Raw genomic sequence first — 19087 nt, forward strand, 5'->3', positions numbered from 1 at the left:
GGTTAACGGGGCGCTGACATTGCCGCTTTGCCATTTGGCAAGCGCCCGCGCGCGAAAGCGGTGGCATGGTTTCGACCTCCGCCCTGCTCCGCACGCTGATCGTCGCCTGCCTCGCGGCGGTGCTGGCGTTCGCGCCGGCGCAGGCCCAGCAGGTCGTGACCACCACGACGGTCACCTGGACCTATGCGACGAGCGACGATGAAGGGGATGTCCTCGACGAGGATGCCGCACTGCTCGGCGACGAGGCCGTCGCGAGCGATGCGGATCTGGGGGCGACGCGGCGCTATGCCCCATCGAGCCAACTCGCGGCGCTCGGCCGGGCGAAGGCGGTCTATGGCCCCTTCTCGGTGATCGACGCGACCACCGTCCGCATGGCAGGCGATGTCGATGGTACAACGCCGCGCCAGTTCGCGGCGATGCTTGCGGCCTATCCGACGCTCAAGCGGATCGAGATGGTCGATTGCCCCGGCAGCCTCGACGAAGCCGCGAACCTGATCCTCGCCCGCGCGATCCGCCGTCAGGGCATGGAGACGGTGGTGCCCGCAGGCGGGTCGGTGCGATCGGGCGCGGTCGAATTGTGGATGGCGGGGGTCCGGCGCAGCGCCGCCCCCGATGCCGAATTCGGGGTGCACAGCTGGGCCGACGAATATGGTCGCGAGGCGCGCGACTATCCCGCCAGCGACCCGGTGCACGCCGAATATCTGGGTTATTATCGCGAAATGGGACTCGACGACGCCAAGGCGCACGCCTTTTACGCGATGACCAACGCGACGCCGTTCGACGATGTGACCTACCTGACGCGCGACGACATGGCGCGCTACGTCACCCTCAACTGATCTAGCCTTGTAACACGCTGGCGGCTACCCCACATCGCGGGGCATGGCAAAGCGCAGCCTTTACCAGCGATTGCGGTCGACGGCGCAGGTACGCCTCGCCCTGTTCCTGCTCGGCTGCCTGCTGATGTTGCTCGCGCCTTTGCTCGGCCCGCTGCCCGGGCCCGGCTTCATCATCCTCTTCCCGCTCGGCCTCGCGCTCGCGCTGCAGAACAGCGCCTGGGCGAAACGCCTCTATGTGCGGTTCAAGCGGAGGCACCCGCTCTATGCCGGCTGGACCGATCGCATCATGCGGCGGGCGAGCGCGGCGCGGCGGCGCGAGCGCGGGGTGCTTTCGGGAAGCATCGACGCCAATGCTGCCGATCGCCGTCCCAATGGCGATTGATCGCCAAATGCGTTCGGGGACAATTGACTTTCGCCCGAATCCTGCTTATTCGCGCCCCCATCAGTGGCCGCCCACGTTTGGCGGCCCTTTTCTGTTAAAGCCTTTGACGAGAATTAGGGACAACCGCGATGAAGCGTACCTTTCAACCGAGCAACCTCGTGCGCGCCCGTCGCCACGGTTTCCGCGCCCGCAAGGCGACGGTTGGCGGCCGCAAGATTCTCGCCAACCGCCGTGCCCAGGGCCGCAAGAAGCTGTCGGCCTAATCGCCGACGCTGCGCCAGCTACGCTGGTGCGAACCTTAAGTAAACGCAGCGAATTCCTGGCCGCCAACCGCGGCCTTCGCTTTCCTATGCCCGGATTCGTCCTGCTCGTGCTTCCGCGCGGCGACGAAGATGCTGGCATCGGAATCGGCTATACCGTCAGCAAGAAGGTCGGCAACGCCGTCACCCGCAACCGGATGAAGCGCCGGCTGCGGGCGCTGTGCCGCGCCGCACTGCCCGAATCGGGAATCGCGGGGGCCAATCATGTGCTGATCGGCCGGCCCGGCGGCAACGACATCGTCTTTGCCGATCTGGACGAGCAACTGACGACCGCACTGGGCCGCGCCGCGAAGAAGCTGGCGAAATGAAGCCTTCGGCGTCCGTTCGTCCCTGTCGTGACCCCGGACTTGATCCGGGGTCCCGCTTTTCGACGCTGCTGAGCGGGGCCCCGGATCAAGTCCGGGGTCACGAAGAGGAAAAAGCGCGATTTGCGAATGAAGTTGCGCAGTTTTCCGGGCTTTCCGCATGATCGCCAAACTGCTCATCCTGATCGCGCGCGGCTGGCAACTCGGCCCGTCGCGAATCCTGCCCCCAACCTGCCGCTATGCCCCGTCGTGCAGCGCCTATGCGATCGATGCGCTGCAGAAATATGGCGCGATCAAGGGTGGCTGGATCGCGACAAAGCGGCTATTGCGCTGCCATCCTTGGGGCGGCCACGGCTATGACCCCGTACCATAATCCCTGATTAGACACGAAGAGAGACCAACCGGCGTGGACGACAAGCGTAACTGGATCACGGCATTGTTGCTGTCGGCAGCCATCCTGCTGGGGTGGAACTTCGTCTCCGAGAAATTCTTTCCGACCCCCGACAAGCCCGATGTGACCAAGACGGTCGCCGGGACGACGGCCGCAGTCGGCCCCGCGACGGCGGACCCCGCGCTGCCGGGCCAGCCTGCTACCGCTCCGGGCGTCCCGGCCGCGCCCGCGATGCAGGTGCTGCGCCCGATCGAAACGGTGCTGGCCGAAGGTCAACGCATTCCGATCGAAACGCCGAAGCTGGCGGGGTCGATCAACCTGGTCGGCGCGCGCATCGACGACATCACGCTGACCAAATATCGCCAGACGATCAAGAAGGATTCGCCGCCGGTGCGCCTGTTTGCGCCCGGCGGCACCAAGGCCGCCTATTTCGCCAGCATCGGCTGGTCAGCGCAAGGCGTCGCGGTTCCGGGTCCGACCACTGTCTGGACCGCGAGCGGTACCAGATTGACCCCGACGACGCCCGTCACACTGAGCTGGAACAACGGCGCCGGGCAGAATTTCCGTATCGAATACAGCGTCGACAAAGATTATCTGATCACCGCCAAACAGACCATCGCAAACACCGGCGCGGCGCCGGTGACGGCCAGCAGCTTTGCGCTGATCGATCGCCTCGGCAAGCCGACCGACCCGCATGAGCAGACGAGCTGGACCAATCACATCGGCCCGACTGGTTTCGTCGACGACAAGTCGGAATTCGACGTCGACTACAAGGATATCGATAAGGGCGAAGCGTTTAAATATGGGTCGGCCGCGTGGCTGGGCTTTACCGACAAATATTGGCTCGCCGCAGTCATTCCAGCCAAGGGCGAACGTGTCACCGCGTCACTTGCCGCGACCGCCGCGGACAATTACCGGGCCCTTTTTGCACGCCCCTATACGCAGATCGCTCCCGGCAAGCAGAGCAGCACGACCAGCCGGATCTTCGCCGGTGCGAAGGAAGTGAGCGTGCTCGAGAATTACACCGACAAGGAGGGGATTACCCGCCTGTCGCATGCGATCGACTGGGGCTGGTTCGACTTCTTCGAAATCCCGATCTTCAAACTGCTCGACTGGCTGTTCAAGCAGGTTGGCAATTTCGGCGTCGCGATCATGGCGCTGACGCTGATCATCCGCTTGCTGATGTTCCCGATCGCACAGCGGCAATTCCATTCGATGGCGCAGATGCGCCTCGTCCAGCCGAAGATGAAGGCGCTGCAAGAAAAACATAAGGACGACAAGCAGAAGCAGCAGCAGGAGCTGATGAAGCTCTATAAGGACGAAAAGATCAATCCGCTCGCGGGCTGCCTGCCGATCGTCATCCAGATCCCGATCTTCTACGCACTGTACAAGGTGCTGATGCTGACGATCGAAATGCGTCACCAGCCCTTTGTGCTGTGGATCAAGGATCTGTCGGCCCCCGATCCAGCGCATATCCTGAACCTGTTCGGCCTGTTGCCCTTCACCCCGCCGTCGCTGCTGAGCATCGGCGTGCTGGCGGTGATCCTGGGCATCACAATGTGGCTGCAGTTCCGCCTGAACCCCGCCCCGGCCGACCCGGTACAGGCGCAGGTGTTCAAGATCATGCCGTGGATGTTCATGTTCATCATGGCGCCCTTCGCGGCGGGCCTGTTGGTCTACTGGATCACCAACAACATCCTGTCGATCGCGCAGCAGCAATATATGTACAGCAAGTTCCCGGCGCTGAGGACGGCGGTCGCGAAGTGAGCGACGAGCAACCCGCACCCGGGACGGATCCCGAACGCCCCGAACGCGCGCGCAAGCTGTTTTCGGGGCCGATCGCCTTTTTGAAATCGGCGCCGGCGCTCGAACATCTGCCCGCGCCGTCGATGCCCGAGATCGCCTTTGCCGGCCGCTCGAACGTCGGCAAATCGTCGCTGCTCAACGCGCTGACCAACCGCAACAATCTGGCGCGCACCTCGGTAACGCCGGGGCGGACGCAGGAGCTCAATTATTTCGACGTCGGCGAGCCGCTGATTTTCCGGCTGGTCGATATGCCCGGCTATGGCTTTGCCAAGGCGCCGAAGGATGTCGTCAGGAAATGGCGCTTCCTGATCAACGACTATCTTCGCGGGCGCGCAGTGCTGAAACGCACGCTGGTGCTGATCGACAGCCGCCACGGGATTAAGGAGGTCGACCGCGACGTGCTCGAGATGCTCGACACCGCAGCGGTGAGCTACCGGATCGTGCTGACCAAGGCCGACAAGGTGAAGGCGACCGAACTCGCTGCGGTGCTGGCGGCGACCGAGGTTGAAGCGCGCAAGCACCCGGCGGCGCACCCGCAAGTGATCGTGACGAGCAGCGAAAAGGGCATGGGCATCGCCGAGCTGCGCACCGCGGTGCTGGAGGCGGTGGAGGTTTGACTTTCGCTCCGCTCCCCTTGAGGGAGAGGAAAAGAGGGAGACCCCATGAAACTGTTCATCGGCAATAAGGCCTATTCGAGCTGGAGCCTTCGCGGCTGGCTGGCGGCCAAGCATAGCGGGCTGCCGTTCGAAGAAGTCACCGTCCCGCTGTACGACGAGGACTGGTCGAACCGGCGCGAGGGCGACGAGTTCGCGCCGTCGGGAGGCAAGGTGCCGATCCTGTGGGACGGCGAGGATATCGTCGTCTGGGACAGCCTGGCGATCGTCGATTATCTCGACGAAAAGACCGGCGGCGAACGCGGCTATTGGCCGACCGATATCGCGGCGCGCGCGATGGCGCGGTCGATGGCGGCCGAGATGCATTCGAGCTTCGCCGCGCTGCGCCGCAACCACAGCATGAATATCCGCCGTATCTATCCGGCGGGTGACCTGCTGCCCGAGGTGCAGGCCGACGTGGTCCGCATCATCCAGATCTGGGCTGAAGCGCGCGCGCGTTTCGGCGGCGAAGGGGACTTTCTTTTCGGCGGCTGGTCGGCGGCGGACATGATGTTCGCGCCGGTGGTGACGCGCTTCATCACTTATTCGATTCCCTTGCCACGCTTTGCCCTCCCCTATTGCCAGGCAGTGATCAGCCATCCGCACATGCAGGAATGGATCGGCGGCGCGCAGGCCGAGGATTGGGTGATCGAGAAGTTCGAAGGGCCGGCGGAGGGCTGAGGTTTCAACACGATGAACGCGAGGTTCAGCGCAGGGTGCCGGACATACGCTAGAACTCTGTCCATGAAACGCACGCTTATCGCTTCCGTCCTTGCGCTCAGCGCGGCCGTTGTCACCGCCGCCGCCCCCACTGCATCGGAGTGGGAAATCGGCCCGATCATTCGCGGGAAAAACTATTCGGTTGGCATGCCCCTGGCGCCGAAACCCGAGCGCGACGGCTGGTCGTTCGACTTCCCCGTCGGGAGCAAGGCGGCCGGGCATGTCCATTATGTGACCTTCCGCCCCGGATCGCTGGTGGGCAAATCGCGGATCGTCGTGCGTTACCGCATCGACGCGAAGCCCGGCACGCGCTTCGTACCGCAGGCGAACCCCGACCGCGTGGGGACGGTGTCGCTCTATCTCCAGCGGCGGGGCGACAATTGGAACGCCAAGGGGCATTATCAATATTATCGCTGGTACGCGCCATCGGCGACGGTGCGCGAGCTGACGCCGGGGGTGGGTGAAATCAGCGTAGCGCTCGACGATCCGCAATGGATTTCGGTGCTGGGGCAGCCGTCGGCGAACAATCCGGGCGCGATGCAGGACGCGCTCGCCGACATCGAGCGGATCGGGCTGGTGTTCGGGTCGTCGAATGCGCGCGGACACGGCGTCTATGCGACCGCGCCGTCGACCTTCGTGATGACGGGGTTCCGGGTCGACTAGGGAATCCGCTTGGCCGGATAGGGCGTGCCGTCCTTGTGGAAATAACCGTCGGGACCGAACAGCATGTCGATATCCGAATAGCCCCCGCCGGTATCATATTTCTTGCCGCCGCCGAGCGCGACGAGGATGCAGTCGCTTTCGCTCTCGTTGACGAGATGATGGCCGTTGGTGCTGCCCTTGGGCCAGACCGCGATGTCGCCGGGGCGCATCGGCCAGCGGCCGTCGTCCTCGACGAGTATCGCTTCGCCCGCGATCATGATGACCATCTCGTCCTCGCCGTCGTGCCAGTGGCGCTGCGACGACATCGCGCCGGGCTTGAGCACGACATGGCTGGCGGCGAAATCGTCGATTCCGGTGACGGGCGCGAGGCGGCGGTACCAGCGGCCCTGCACCGCCGCATCATAGGGCGCGGGATAGCCGGTCGCGTTGGTTTGCGGGATGGCGTCGAGATCAAGCTTGGGCATGGGTCCTCCGCTTCCCTTCTGCCGTTGGCATCGAGCGAAGTCGAGATGCGCCCGCGCCAACGTGTCTCGACTTCGCTCGACACGAACGGGTAAGGGAGCGCCATGACCCATAGCATCGACCCCGTGGACCTCGCCCAGGCGCTGATCGCCGCCCCTTCCGTCACCCCGGCCACTGGCACGGTGTTCGATGTGCTCGAGGCGGCGCTCACCCCGCTGGGGTTCGCGGTCGAGCGCTTCATCGACGGGATCGAGCCCGACGGGCCGGTCGAGAATCTGCTGGCGGTGCGCAAAGGCAAGGGGCCGCGGCATTTCGGCTTTGCCGGGCATCTCGACGTCGTGCCGCCGGGGGTGGGCTGGACCGGCGATGCGTTCGCGCCCGAGGTGCGCGGCGAGCTGCTCTACGGGCGCGGCGCGGTCGACATGAAGGGATCGATCGCGGCCTTCGTAGCGGCGGCGGCGGCGACGCCGGTCGAGGCGGGGACGATCAGCCTGATCATCACCGGCGACGAGGAAGGCCCCGCGATCTTCGGCACCCGCGCGCTGATGGAGCATATGGCGGGACGCGGGGTGACGCCCGACATGATCGTCGTCGGCGAGCCGACCTCGGTGAACAAGCTGGGCGACATGGTGAAGATCGGGCGGCGCGGGTCGGTCAATATCTGGATCGACGTGCCGGGGACGCAGGGGCATGTCGCTTACCCGCACCTCGCCGACAATCCGATCTCCAAGCTGGTCCGGATCATGGCGGCGATTGACGCGGTGGTGCTCGACGAAGGCAACGACTGGTTCCAGCCGTCGAACATCGAATTCACCGACATCGAGGTCGGCAATGGCGCGACCAATGTCATCCCGGCGTCGGCACGAGCGCGGCTGTCGATCCGCTTCAACGACGCGCACAAGGGCGCCGAACTGATCGCGATGATCGAGCGGATCGCACAGGGCGTCGAACCGAAGGCGAAGGTGCTGGGGAAGGTGTCGGGCGAGGCGTTCCTGACCCCGCCGGGCGATCTGTCGGGACTGGTCGCCGAGGCGATCCATGCCGAGACCGATGTCGTGGCGGAGATGTCGACGACGGGCGGCACGTCCGATGCGCGGTTCTTGCATGCGCTGTGCCCGGTGGTCGAATTCGGGCTGACCAATGCGACGATGCACAAGCTCGACGAGGCCGTCGCGGTGGCGGACCTGCACAAGCTCACCGCCATCTATCGCGGCATATTGATGCGCGCCTTTGCCTAGTCGTCGCGGCTGCGGCGCAGGATGACATAGACCGCGCCCGCGCCGCCGTGGCTGATATGCGCGGGGCGGAGCGCGACGATCTGGTCGGCGTGGGGCGAATAAGCGAGCCAGTCGGGGAGCGAGGCGCGAATCGCACCGCGCGGGCGCGGGTCGCCGTGCATCTGCGGCAGACGGTCGGCGCCGGGGCGGAGGCGGCCCGCGACCACAAGCAGCACGCGCACGCCGCGGATCAGCGCGCGGTGGATGATGTCGTCGAGCAGCGCCTGTGCCGACGCCAGCGTATGGCCGTGGAGGTCGATGCTGATGTCGGGCCGGACAAGCCCCTTGCGCAGGCGCCGGTCCCAATGGCCATCGAGCGTCGCCGCCTGATGCGTGCGGCGCGGCGGCGGGAGCGGCGCCGGTGGGCGCGCGGCAGGCGGCGCAGTCATGCGCGGCTGGGGCTTGGGCGGGCGCACGGTCGGCGGCGCGGGGGCCAGTGGCAGCGACGGCGTCGGAGCCTTGGCGATCGGTTTCACCGTCGCCGCGACCTTTTTCCAGAGGGCCGACTCGTCGGGGGCGAGCCGCCGCGCCACCCGCTTAGCGCCGGATGAGCCGCGCGATGCTGGTGCGCGGGAGGAGAAGCAGCGCCGAACCGCGTCCCGACATGCCGCCGGCGATCGCGCGCGCATCATTGCCCGCGCCCCAGAAGCTGTCGAAGCGGTTGGCGCCGCGGATCGCGCCGCCGGTGTCCTGTGCGATCCACAGCCCGTTCGGTTCGGCGCGATCGAGCGAGAGGAAGACGGGGGCGCCCAGCGGCACATATTTCGGATCGGTCGCGACGCTGGCACGGCCCGTCACCGGCACCCCGAGCGCACCCAGCGGGCCGGGACCGACGATCTCGCGGAAAAAGACCCAGCTCGGATTCTCGTTCATTACCGCAGCGCCGCGCACCGGGTCGGCGCGTAGATAGTCGAGGATGCCCTGCATCGAGGTCTGGCCCGACTTGAGTTCGCCGCGATCGGCGAGCAGCTTGCCGATGCCGACATAGTCGCGGCCGTTCTGCGTGTCGTAGCCGATGCGCATGACCTCGCCGTCGGGAAGGCGCAGGCGGCCCGAGCCCTGGATCTGCAGGAAGAAAAATTCGGCGGCGTCCGCAGCCCAGGCGATTTCGAGTCCGCGGCCTTCGAGGGCGCCGCGCTCGATCGCCCCGCGGTCGTAATAGCGCACGAAATTGCTGCCCTCCACCCGGCCGCGAATCTTCTTGCCCTTGAGGTCGTCCGAGAATTGGCCGAGATCGACATCGATCAGGTCGGCGGGGCGGCGATAGATGGGGATGTCGTAGCCCGTGCGCTTGGTGCGCGATCCGGCGATTTCGGGCTCGTAATAGCCGGTGACGAAGGCGGTGCCGGCGCCGACCTGTACGGTGCCGAAATAGCGGGTGAAAAAGGCCGCAGCGTCGCTGTCGCGCCAGTCTTTCGCAGCGTTACAGCTGTCATTCCAATCGGCGTTCTGAGTCAGGCCGCTGACGTCGGCGCGGCGCATGACCGAGGGGCAACTGAGGCGGAAGGCCGCAAGCGCCGCACTCGCCTGCGACGCAGAGATGCCGAGATCGGCATATTCGGGACCGGCGATCACCCCGGCTTCGGCGGCGGTGGTCGCGCTCGCGGGCACGGGCGGCGCGGCAAGCGTGGCCCGGGGCGTCGCGGGAATCGGTTTCGCCGCGACCGTGCCGCTTTCCGAAGGGCGCGGGGTGTAGGGGCGTGTGGAGCCCGTCGGCGTGGGCGCAGGCGACGGGGTTGGCGCAGGCGCGGGGCGCGGCGTGGTTTCGACGCGGCCGCCGCCCGCATCGGGAATCACCGACGAACAGGCCGACAGCGCGGGCGCGATGGCGAGAAGGGCGAATCCCAGCGCCCGGATGGTGACGGGGCCGGGCATCGCGATCAGGCGGTTTCGGCTTCGTCGAGCAGCCAGTTGGGATCGTTGCTGCCGATCGCGCGGCGGAAGGTCCAATGGTCGTTGGTCTCGCGCGCATCGATCATCGAGCCGGCGATCATATTGCCCTCGGCATCGCGGGTGATCGCGCTGATGTCGGCGCGATAGTGGACGGTGACGCGTGCCTCGCCGCCCGACAGTTCGACCGCCGTGATCTTTGCCGAATCTATACCGACAAGGCGGTTGTCGAGCCGTTCGCCACGCGCCTCGCGCGCCGCGATCGCTTCGACGAAGCCTTCGTAGCTGTCCTGATCGCACAGGTCACGCAGCGTGTCGCGATCGCCGGTCCAGAAAGCCTCGAGGATCATGCGATAGGCCGCCTCGGCTCCCTCCATGAAACGGCCGGCGTCGAAGCTGCGGTCGGTCGCGAGCAAGGCACGCAGCCCGGCTTCGGCGGCGGGTTCGTAGACGAGGCCAGCGGTGTCGGCGGCGCCCTGCGGCGCCGGGGGCGCTTCGGGATCGTCGAGGCGCACCGGTGCGGGAGCGGCACGGTCGTCGCGGCGCGGCAGCACGGGTTCCTGTTCGTGGCCCGTACGCTTGCCGAGCACCGAATAGAGCCGCATGCCGAGAAAGGCGGCAATCATGGCGAGCAGGACGATCGAAATGGCTGTCACGGGCTGAAGTCCAATATGAATATCAAAAAGTCGAACCGTTACATAGGCTATCGGCGGCCATGTTTCAAATGTCCATGGCCGCCGCCATGCGGGAGGTCAACGCCTGCCACGCCGAAGCGGTTGCGGGGCACGCCCCCCGGGGCTCCCTATGGGCGCCCATTGTGCTGGCGGTCCGCCACTGCTAAGCGGCGCCGCAATCGCCCGTGCCGCCGGATCGACCGATTATGGCGCCGCGGGAGCCAGATGAAGACGACAGGGAAAGCAAGACCGACATGGCCGACGACACCACGCCCGAATTCACCCCCGAAACCCTTTCGAACGGCGAAGACAATTTGCCTGCGATCGGCCTGATCTCGCAATATGTGAAGGATCTGTCGTTCGAGAATCCGAATGCGCCCGCGATCTATCAGGTGCAGGACGCGCCTCAGGTCGACGTCCAGTTCAACATCGGTGCCGACAATGTCGGCGACAATCTGTTCGAAGTGTCGCTGAAGATCGATATCACCTCGAAGAATGCCGAGCTGGTCGGCTTCGTCGTCGAGCTGAAATATGCGGGGCTGTTCGGCGTGCGCAACGTGCCCGACGACCAGCTCCAGCCTTTCTTCCTTGCCGAAGCGCCGCGCATCCTGTTCCCCTTCGCACGCCGGGTCGTCGCGGACGTCGTGCGCGACGGCGGCTTCCCCCCGCTGCTTCTCGAACCCATCGATTTCCACGGCCTGTTCCAGCAGCAGGCGCAGCAGATCGCGGCCGAACAGGCCGGCGAAGCGCCGGTCGGGCAGGCCTGATCGCGCTGAACAACCATCGTCATTGCGAGGGCCGACTGCCCGCGGCAATCCAGTGCGGCCCAAAACCGCTCTGGATTGCTTAGCTTTGCTCGCAATGAGGCAGTCTATGGATCGCAGATCCACGCTCGCCGGGCGCGCCGCATGAGCAGCCTGGTCAAGAGCGTCGGGACGATCGGCGGGCTGACGATGGTCAGCCGGTTGTTCGGCTTCGCGCGCGACATGCTGCTCGCGCGGGTGCTCGGGGCGGGACTCGCGGCCGACGCCTTCCAGCTCGCCTTCACCCTGCCCAATACCTTTCGCCGGCTGTTCGCCGAGGGCGCCTTTTCGGTCGCCTTCGTGCCGATGTACAGCCGCGCGCTGCACGGAGAGGGCGGCGAGGAAGCGGCGGCGAAATTTGCCGACGATGTGCTCGCGCTGTTCCTGTGGGTGCTGCTGATCTTCTCCGCCGTCGCGATGATCGTGATGCCGGGGATCGTCTGGCTGCTCGCGCGCGAATATCAGACGGTGCCCGGCAAGTTCGAACTCGCCGTCTTCCTGAGCCGCATCACCTTTCCCTATCTCGGGCTGATCAGCCTCGTCGCGATGCTGTCGGGGCTGCTCAACGCGCGTTCACGCTTCGCACCCGGCGCGGCGGCGCCGGTGCTGCTCAACATCGTCTTGATCGCAGGGATTTTGATCGGTGCCGAGTTCCGCGGACCGGGCGGCGACGACCGTATCGTCGCGCTCGCGCTCGCGATATCGGTTGCACTCGCGGGGGTCGCCCAGCTCGCCTATCTCTGGTGGTCGGTGCGGCGCGCGGGGCTGAAACTCCACATCCGCCTGCCCAGGGTCACCCCTGAGGTAAAGAAGCTGGGCATGCTGATCCTGCCCGCGACCTTTGGCGCCGGAATCTACCAGATCAGCCAGTTCGTCGACACCTTCTTCGCGACCAGCCTGCCGCAGGGGTCGCTGACCCTGCTCAAGCTCGCCGACCGGCTGAACCAGCTGCCGCTCGGCATCGTCGGCATCGCGCTGGGCACGGCGATCCTGCCGATGCTGGCGCGCCATATCCACAGCGACGACGGCGCCGAGGCCCAAAGGCTGCAGGCCAATGCGTTCGAGATCGCAACGCTGCTCACGCTGCCCGCCGCCGCTGCATTGGCAATCTGTGCCCCGGCCTTTACCGCCGCCTTTTTCGTCGGGGGCAAGTTCACCGCCGCCGATGGCGCGCTAATGGCGAATATCGTCGTCGCGCTGGTCGCTGGCCTGCCCGCCTATGTCATCGTCAAGATTCTGAACCCCGGCTTCTTCGCGCGCGAGGATACGCGCACCCCAGTATGGACCGCGCTGGCGTCGCTGATCGTCAATATCGCGATCAACCTCTATGTCGTCGAACGCTATGGCATCGTCGGCCTCGCCGGGGCGACCGCGGTGTCGGCCTCCATCAACTGCCTGTTACTCTATATCATCCTGCACCGACGCGGCTGGTTCCACTTCACCGCACGGCTGGGCGGGCGCATCCTGCGCCAGCTGGTCGCGGTCGCGGGGATGGCGGCGGCGCTGTTGTGGCTGATGCCGCAGCTTCAGGCCTATTATGCCGGGTCGGTAATCGAGCGGATCGGATCGCTCGGTGCACTGTGCGCGGTCGGTGGCGTGACCTTCTTTGCCGCCGCTTTCCTGGTCGGCGCGCTTGACAAGGATCTGATCGCCATGCTGACGCGGCGGCGCGCCAAACCGGTGCTTACAGAGGAATAGATCATGCGGACCTTGTCGGGCATCCAGCCCACCGGAAATTTGCACCTGGGCAATTATCTGGGTGCGATCCGCAACTGGGTGCGCATGCAGGACGAGATGGAAGGCGAGAAGCTCTATTTCCTCGCCGACCTGCACGCGATCACCGTCTATAACGACCCCGCCGCGCTGACCGCGAACACGCGCGAGATGGCAGCGGCGCTGATCGCGGCGGGGATCGACCCCGCCAAGGCCATCCTGTTCAACCAGGCGCGCGTGCCCGCGCATGCCGAGCTCGGCTGGCTGCTGTTCTGCACCGCGCGGATCGGCTGGCTGAACCGGATGACCCAGTTCAAGGAAAAGTCGGGCAAGAACCGCGAGGGCGCGAGCGTCGGCCTTTACGCCTATCCGGTGCTGCAGGCCGCCGACGTGCTGCTGTACCAGACCACGCACGTCCCCGTCGGCGACGACCAGAAGCAGCATCTGGAACTCGCGCGCGACGTCGCGACCAAGTTCAACCTCGACACCGGGACCGAGACCTTCACCTTGCCCGATGCGACGATCCCGCCAGCGGCAGCGCGGATCATGAGCCTGCGCGACGGGTCGGCGAAGATGTCGAAGTCGGATCCGAGCGACGCGAGCCGGATCAACCTGGTCGACGATGCCGAGACGATCATGGCGAAGATCCGCAAGGCGAAGACCGATACCGAGCCGCTGCCGTCAGAGGCGGCGGGGCTGGACGGACGACCCGAGGCGAAAAACCTCGTGTCGATCTATGCCGCAATGGCCGACGAGAGCGTCGATTCGGTGCTGGCGCGTTTTGGCGGGCAGGGTTTCGGCGCGTTCAAGCCGGCGCTCGGCGAACTGCTGGTCGAAACCCTGACCCCGATCGCGACGCGGCTGAACGCGCTGAAAGCCGACACGGCGGCGATCGATGCGGCGCTGGAGGATGGCGCGGCAAGGGCGAAAGCGCTGGCACAGCCGACGCTCGACGCGGCCTATGCCGCGCTGGGGCTGTGCCGCTGAGCTTTGATGCCCGGTCCCGCTTGACGTCCGCGATGTGCCTGCCAATAGGGAGGGCGGGAGCGACAGGGGGACGGGGTTTGCAATCATATTATTGGGCAAGGCGATCAATGGCGGCCGGCGTGTTGCTGCTCGCCGCCATACCGGGATCGGCCGCGGCGCAAGCCTGGATCGGATTGATGGTCGGCGACATGATGTCGCGCCAGCAGGCGGCGTTGCAGGAACGGGCGTGCATGTCGGGCACGCCGATGCCCGAAGCCGAAATCGCCGAGGCGCGGCAACCGGCAACCCTGGTGATGCAAGCCTATTGGGCCAGCGTGGCGGCGGGGGAACCCGCCAATGTCGGCGTGCAGTTTCATCTCGACAAGAAGAGCCGCTGGACCGCCGCCGGCCAAGCCCCGCGCGGAATGGCCGAGCTGTCCGCTCTTCGCGACCCGTTCGCGGGGCCAGACCGCCGCCTCGAAGACATATCGTTCGTTCGCGCTGGCGACGGCAGTTCGGCGCGTGGCCAATGGCGGCTCCGCGACATCGGCGGTCGGCTGGTCGGAACCTATGTCGCGACCTTCGGCCGCAAATTGGGCGAATGGCGCCTGTCCGAACTGACGCTGGTCCCGCGCGAGACGTTCGTCGAACCGCTGGCACAATATTGCCATAAGCTGGGCGACGTGATGCCTTATCGCCTGTCGTCGACCGAGGCGATCCGGGCCGGATTGGAAAAGCGGGCGGTCAAGGCCGATGCAAAGGCGAAAAGCGCCGAAACCGCGGCAGCGAAGGATAGCAGCTCCAAAGCCAGGGATAAGGCGACGAAGGCGGCCGAAGCCGCCGCGCTGCGCCGCGAGGAACTGGCCCAGGCCATTTCGGAGGCGGAGAGGGCCAAGGCGGATGCCGAAAGCGCGCGCGAAGCCGAAGCCGCCGCCCGCGCCGCGCACCAGGCGATGCTCGACGCCGAAAAGACGGGTTGAGGGCATGGGTCGCGGGACCGAGCGCCGCCCATGCCGCGCCGGAACTGTCCCACTGAATCTTTGCGCGAGCGGCCTGTTCGGGCAGCAAAATCCTTGTTTTCGATAGAACTGGCCCCATATCGCGAATTGAACCGTCGTGCGATGAAGCGAGTTCAATCAAGGTTAAGCCGCCTCTGCATAGTCATGGTATAAAGAGCGGCCTTTGCGTGCACCGACTCACGGAGCCAAGACGATGATGAACAAGATGAATTTCCGCCGATTGAGCCTCGCAGCGCTGACCGCGGCGACGCTGGCGATCGCCGGCTGCGCGACGCCCTTCAAGGCCGACGTCGCGCGCTTCCAGACCCAGCTTCCCGCGCCGCAGGGTCAGAGCTTCATCGTTGAGGCGGGCAACCCCGCGCTCGCTGGCGGGATCGAGTTCGGCCAGTACGCCAACCTCGTGGCGGGCGAGCTGACGCGCTTCGGCTATCGCCCCGCCGCGCCGGGTGAACGCCCCGATATGGTCGTGCGCATGGGTTACGACATCGACAAGGGCCGCGAACGGGTGCGCAGCACGCCGGGTTTTGGCGACCCCTGGTACGGCGGCTATGGCCGCGGCTTCTATCGTCCGGTGGTGGTTACCGGCCGCGGCGGGCGCCGTTTCGTCTATGGCTATCGCGACCCGTTCCTGTGGGGCGGCTTCGGGCCGGGCTTCGGCTATAACGACGTCGAGAGCTTCACCGTCTATACCAGCGGGCTCGACCTGCAGATCAGCCGCGCGTCAGACGGCTATCGCCTGTTCGAGGGCCGCGCCGAAGCGCAGTCGCGCGATAATAATCTGCAGGCGATCGTCCCGAACCTGGTCGAGGCGATGTTCACCGGCTTTCCCGGCAATTCGGGCGAGAAGGTGCGGATCACGGTGGCACCGCCCGAAAAGAGCTGAGCCCGTCGGTCAACGGTCAAAAAAGGCCCGCCTTCCATCCGGACGGCGGGCCTTTTGTTTGTGGGCAATCCCGGGGACAAGTCCGGGATATGTCTGTGGATCAGCTGTTGAGGCTGCGCCGGATCGCGGCGATTTCGGCGTCGAGTTCGCTGTCGCTGACGCGCAGCGCCTCGACCGTGCGGACCGCGTGAATCACCGTGCTATGGTCGCGCCCGCCGAAGCGGCGCCCGATCTCGGGATAGGAGCGCGGCGTCAGTTCCTTGGCCAGATACATGGCAACCTGCCGCGGGCGGGCGATCGCGCGAACACGGCGCTTCGATGACATTTCGGATTTGTCGAGCCGGTAGTGGGCACAGACCGCGCGCTGGATCTCGTCGATCGTGATGCGCGGGCGCGCGCTGCGGACATTTTCCGCCAGCCGGTCCTCGGCGAGCGCGAGGTCGAGCCGTGCGCCGGTGAGCGCGGCATAAGCGAGCAATTTGTTGAGCGCGCCTTCGAGTTCGCGGATGTTGCGCGTGAAATGCTTGACCAGATAGGCGACGACGTCGTCGGGCACCTCGACCATCGGCATCGCGGCGAGCCGCTGACGGATGATGCGGTCGCGCAGGTCGTCCTCGGGCGCCTCGATATCGGCGACGAGCCCGCCCGACAACCGCGACAACAGCCGCGCTTCGACCCCGTCGAGCATAGCCGGCGGGCGATCGGCGGTGACCACCAGGCGTTTGCCCGCAGTCATCAGATCGTCGATCGTGTGGAGCAGTTCCTCCTGCGTCGAATTCTTGCCGATCACGAACTGCAGATCGTCAAGCAGCAGCAAGTCGGCAGCGCGCAGCCGCGCCTTGAACGCCATCATGTCGCCGCCGCGCATCGCGCCGACGAATTCAAGCATGAACTTCTCGGCCGACATCAGGATGATGGTCGCGGTCGGGTGCGCCGCGGCATAATCCTGCGCGATCGCCTGGATCAGGTGGGTCTTGCCTTGGCCGGTGCCCGAGCAGAGGTAGAGCGGGTTGAACTGCGGCGCCTCGACCATCGCCATGCGGCGCGCGGCGTTGGCGGCGAGGATGTTCGAGCGCGCGACAACGAAGCGGTCGAACGACAGGCGCGGGTCGAAACCGAGCAGCGCCGGATTCGCGGCCGGGGCGGGATTCTCGAACGTCGGGAGCGGCGGCTGGGCAAGGATCGCGGCGCGCTCGGCGCCCGCGCTGGCGCCGCGCACAGTAACGCTGCGTACGACAGGCAGATGCTGGCGCCACGCGAGTTCGAGCCGGTCGCCGAAACGTTCGTTGATCCAGTTGGCCGAGAAGCGGCTCGCCGCCTCAAGCGTCACGACGCCCGACAGGGCGCAATAGTCGGCAAAACGCACCGGCTTCAGCCAATGGTCGAAGGTGCGCACGCCGAGGTCGCGGCGGAGCCCTTCGGCCACGCGCGGCCACAGCGTCGCGGCATCGCCGCTCATCGCCGTTTGTCCGCCGCCTTGGCCATAGCTCTCCCCGTCTGAAATCACACCTGTCCCCCAATCGCATCGCGCCATCGCCGTGCCCCCCGGCAGCCACGCCGCGACCGCGCGCACCGATCCCCAAGCACCCGTACGCAGGGCGCAGACTTCCTATCCGCGCGAGCAGCGAAGGAAGGCGAATCATGTGATGTGGCGGCCAGCGGCGAAGGCCGATGACGTCCCTGTCTAGGCAGGCGAGGCGGAGTCTATCAAGAGCGCGGCATGTAAAAATACTGAAATAAAAATCTTGACTCGCCCGAGGTCGCGGAATCGCGCGAAACGCCAATTTTATTGTTTATTTTCAATTTCTTAATTGTGACATTTGTGTCAACAGAGAACGAATCGCGGTAAATCCGCCACTTACCGCATTGCAACACTAATGCCATCGCCCTGTCACAAAGTGGCGACAAAGGACCGCCCCGAAACGGACACAAAAAAGGACCCGCGGGCTTACGCCGGCGGGTCCTTTTTTCAACCTGGTCCGGCACGGGGCCGAATCACGCGCCCATTCAGGCGATGGCGTTGACGCTCTTGGTCAGGCGCGAATATTTGCGCGCGACGGTGTTCTTGTGGAGCACGCCCTTGGCGACGCCGCGCGCCATTTCGGGCTGCGCAGCCTTGAGAGCCGCAGCGGCGCCATCCTTGTCACCGGCGGCGACGGCGTTCTCGACCTTCTTCACCAAGGTGCGAATGCGCGAAACACGATTCTTGTTCACGATGGTGCGCGCGGTGTTGCGACGGATGCGCTTTTTTGCCTGGGGCGTATTGGCCATAAATTCCTCAGTTTTCAAACGGTCTAGTACGGTCGGAGCACAGCGTCACCGGAGCAGCCGAATCGCGCGAAACGTGCGAATCAATGTCCGGATACGGCCGGTTCCGGACGACCGGACCCTGCTCGAAGGGTGCGCCCATAGCCAGCGAGGGGCCTTTGGTCAATGGTCTTGCGGGAAAAATCCCGCATCAGCGCTGGCATTTCGGGCAGTAAAAGGTCGAGCGGCCCGACTGGACGATGCGGACGATCGTGCCGCCGCATTCGCAGGCCTCGCCCTCGCGGCCATAGACGCGCCACTCCTTCGCGAAGTAGCCGAGGTCGCCCTCGGGACTCAGAAAATCGCGCAAGGTCGAGCCGCCCGCGGCGATGGCGGCGGTGAGCACGTCCTTGATCGCGGGGACGAGCAGCGCGAGCTTGGCCTTCGACACGTCGGCGGCGGCCTTGGCGGGGTGGATGCGCGCCATGTTGAGCGCCTCGCACACATAGATGTTGCCGAGCCCAGCGACGATCGTCTGGTCGAGCAGCATCGCCTTGATCGGCGCGCGGCGCCCGGCGAACGCCCGCGCGAGACAGGCCGGGTCGAAGGCGTCCGATAAAGGCTCGGGGCCGAGGGTGACGAAAGCGGGAAAGCCGGTGAGCGGGTCGCCCGCGATCAGGGCGACCGAGCCGAAGCGGCGCGGGTCGTGGAGGAACAGCCGGTGCCCCGCCCCGGTTTCGAGCAGCAGATGGTCGTGCTTGCCCGCCTCGCCGCCCTCGGTCCGCCAGCGCCCCGACATGCCGAGGTGAAAGATCATATGATCGTCGCGGTCGGTCGACACGATGCCATATTTGGCGCGGCGCGACAGGCTGGTGACGGTGGCGCCGGTGAGCCGCTGCGCGAGGTCGGCGGGGAAGGCGCGGCGGAGGTCTGGACGGAAGGTGATGACCGACGCCAGACGCTGCCCCTCGAGAAAGGGCGCGAGGCCGCGGACAGTGGTTTCGACTTCGGGAAGTTCGGGCATATCGCTGCTTGGGCTACGCGCCATTTGCCTGCACGACAAGGCCCCGCTAAAGG

Annotated in this window: 22 protein-coding genes; 15 read left to right on the forward strand and 7 right to left on the reverse strand. The window is 65.9% G+C overall.

The annotated features are described in order from the left end of the window. The first annotated feature begins 65 nt into the window (after positions 1–65). The 9 genes from AC3WS4_RS06830 to AC3WS4_RS06870 all read left to right on the forward strand — a co-directional run bounded on the left by AC3WS4_RS06830 (position 66) and on the right by AC3WS4_RS06870 (position 6076). Positions 66–836 carry an alpha/beta hydrolase gene (locus AC3WS4_RS06830; protein WP_492735509.1) on the forward strand — a complete coding sequence of 257 codons (771 nt, stop codon included), beginning with the start codon at positions 66–68 and terminating at the stop codon, positions 834–836. Between the two features lie 43 nt (positions 837–879). Beyond that, a complete protein-coding gene (locus AC3WS4_RS06835) occupies positions 880–1218 on the forward strand; it encodes a hypothetical protein (protein WP_492735507.1) in 339 nt (112 codons plus the stop codon). A gap of 128 nt (positions 1219–1346) precedes the next feature. After that, positions 1347–1481, forward strand: coding sequence for a 50S ribosomal protein L34 (gene rpmH, locus AC3WS4_RS06840; RefSeq protein WP_039570342.1), 135 nt, complete (start codon positions 1347–1349; stop codon positions 1479–1481). A 26-nt stretch (positions 1482–1507) separates the two neighbouring features. After that, positions 1508–1846, forward strand: a complete 339-nt coding sequence (rnpA, locus tag AC3WS4_RS06845) for a ribonuclease P protein component (RefSeq protein ID WP_056344791.1) — start codon at positions 1508–1510, stop codon at positions 1844–1846. Between the two features lie 157 nt (positions 1847–2003). Continuing rightward, positions 2004–2216 (forward strand): membrane protein insertion efficiency factor YidD, encoded by a 213-nt coding sequence (yidD, locus tag AC3WS4_RS06850; protein WP_056344795.1) that lies wholly within the window; start codon positions 2004–2006, stop codon positions 2214–2216. A gap of 33 nt (positions 2217–2249) precedes the next feature. After that, positions 2250–4001, forward strand: a complete 1752-nt coding sequence (yidC, locus tag AC3WS4_RS06855; RefSeq protein WP_492735503.1) for a membrane protein insertase YidC — start codon at positions 2250–2252, stop codon at positions 3999–4001. Continuing rightward, positions 3998–4657 carry a ribosome biogenesis GTP-binding protein YihA/YsxC gene (gene yihA, locus AC3WS4_RS06860; RefSeq protein WP_056344802.1) on the forward strand — a complete coding sequence of 220 codons (660 nt, stop codon included), beginning with the start codon at positions 3998–4000 and terminating at the stop codon, positions 4655–4657. The genes yidC and yihA overlap by 4 nt, the downstream gene beginning before the upstream one ends. A gap of 45 nt (positions 4658–4702) precedes the next feature. Continuing rightward, on the forward strand, positions 4703–5374 hold the full coding sequence (locus AC3WS4_RS06865; protein ID WP_056344806.1) for a glutathione S-transferase family protein: 672 nt from the start codon (positions 4703–4705) through the stop codon (positions 5372–5374). 63 nt (positions 5375–5437) lie between these two features. Then, positions 5438–6076, forward strand: a complete 639-nt coding sequence (locus AC3WS4_RS06870; RefSeq protein ID WP_056344810.1) for a hypothetical protein — start codon at positions 5438–5440, stop codon at positions 6074–6076. Here AC3WS4_RS06870 and AC3WS4_RS06875 read toward each other — a convergent pair. Beyond that, the gene (locus AC3WS4_RS06875; protein ID WP_056344812.1) at positions 6073–6540 is read right to left on the reverse strand and encodes a cupin domain-containing protein; all 468 of its coding nucleotides are present in this window, start codon (positions 6538–6540) and stop codon (positions 6073–6075) included. The two genes, AC3WS4_RS06870 and AC3WS4_RS06875, sit on opposite strands and share 4 nt — an antisense overlap. Before the next feature lie 102 nt (positions 6541–6642). On the opposite strand from AC3WS4_RS06875, the gene dapE reads away from it, so the two are divergent. Beyond that, entirely contained in the window at positions 6643–7776 is a 1134-nt protein-coding gene (gene dapE / locus AC3WS4_RS06880) for a succinyl-diaminopimelate desuccinylase (RefSeq protein WP_492735500.1), read from the forward strand. Here the strand turns inward: dapE and AC3WS4_RS06885 are convergent. From AC3WS4_RS06885 to AC3WS4_RS06895, 3 genes are read right to left on the reverse strand one after another with little or no spacing between them, the layout of a single operon-like run. Next, positions 7773–8348, reverse strand: a complete 576-nt coding sequence (locus AC3WS4_RS06885; protein WP_492735498.1) for a Smr/MutS family protein — start codon at positions 8346–8348, stop codon at positions 7773–7775. The genes dapE and AC3WS4_RS06885 overlap by 4 nt on opposite strands. A gap of 4 nt (positions 8349–8352) precedes the next feature. Continuing rightward, entirely contained in the window at positions 8353–9690 is a 1338-nt protein-coding gene (mltA, locus tag AC3WS4_RS06890) for a murein transglycosylase A (protein WP_492735496.1), read from the reverse strand. Positions 9691–9695: 5 nt separating this feature from the next. Then, complete coding sequence (locus AC3WS4_RS06895) at positions 9696–10361, reverse strand: Tim44/TimA family putative adaptor protein (RefSeq protein WP_492735494.1); 666 nt, start codon at positions 10359–10361, stop codon at positions 9696–9698. 272 nt (positions 10362–10633) lie between these two features. Between AC3WS4_RS06895 and secB the strand changes: the two genes are divergently transcribed. From secB to AC3WS4_RS06920, 5 genes are all read left to right on the forward strand, one after another. After that, a complete protein-coding gene (gene secB / locus AC3WS4_RS06900) occupies positions 10634–11146 on the forward strand; it encodes a protein-export chaperone SecB (protein WP_056347085.1) in 513 nt (170 codons plus the stop codon). A gap of 141 nt (positions 11147–11287) precedes the next feature. Next, a complete protein-coding gene (murJ, locus tag AC3WS4_RS06905) occupies positions 11288–12880 on the forward strand; it encodes a murein biosynthesis integral membrane protein MurJ (protein ID WP_492735492.1) in 1593 nt (530 codons plus the stop codon). A gap of 3 nt (positions 12881–12883) precedes the next feature. Further along, positions 12884–13882, forward strand: a complete 999-nt coding sequence (gene trpS, locus AC3WS4_RS06910) for a tryptophan--tRNA ligase (RefSeq protein WP_492735490.1) — start codon at positions 12884–12886, stop codon at positions 13880–13882. Positions 13883–13989: 107 nt separating this feature from the next. After that, complete coding sequence (locus tag AC3WS4_RS06915; protein WP_492735488.1) at positions 13990–14841, forward strand: hypothetical protein; 852 nt, start codon at positions 13990–13992, stop codon at positions 14839–14841. 235 nt (positions 14842–15076) lie between these two features. Beyond that, positions 15077–15763 carry a DUF4136 domain-containing protein gene (locus AC3WS4_RS06920; RefSeq protein ID WP_187140108.1) on the forward strand — a complete coding sequence of 229 codons (687 nt, stop codon included), beginning with the start codon at positions 15077–15079 and terminating at the stop codon, positions 15761–15763. A gap of 100 nt (positions 15764–15863) precedes the next feature. On the opposite strand, the gene dnaA is transcribed toward AC3WS4_RS06920, so the two are convergent. The 3 genes from dnaA to mutM all read right to left on the reverse strand — a co-directional run bounded on the left by dnaA (position 15864) and on the right by mutM (position 19034). Then, entirely contained in the window at positions 15864–17222 is a 1359-nt protein-coding gene (gene dnaA / locus AC3WS4_RS06925) for a chromosomal replication initiator protein DnaA (RefSeq protein ID WP_056344831.1), read from the reverse strand. Between the two features lie 548 nt (positions 17223–17770). Further along, positions 17771–18034: a 30S ribosomal protein S20 gene (gene rpsT / locus AC3WS4_RS06930; protein WP_056344834.1), complete on the reverse strand. Its 264-nt coding sequence runs from the start codon at positions 18032–18034 to the stop codon at positions 17771–17773. Positions 18035–18221: 187 nt separating this feature from the next. Then, entirely contained in the window at positions 18222–19034 is an 813-nt protein-coding gene (gene mutM / locus AC3WS4_RS06935) for a bifunctional DNA-formamidopyrimidine glycosylase/DNA-(apurinic or apyrimidinic site) lyase (RefSeq protein WP_492735485.1), read from the reverse strand. Between the last annotated feature and the right edge of the window lie 53 nt (positions 19035–19087).

The organism is Sphingopyxis sp. EU05-FHT14B03 (genome assembly GCF_058790875.1).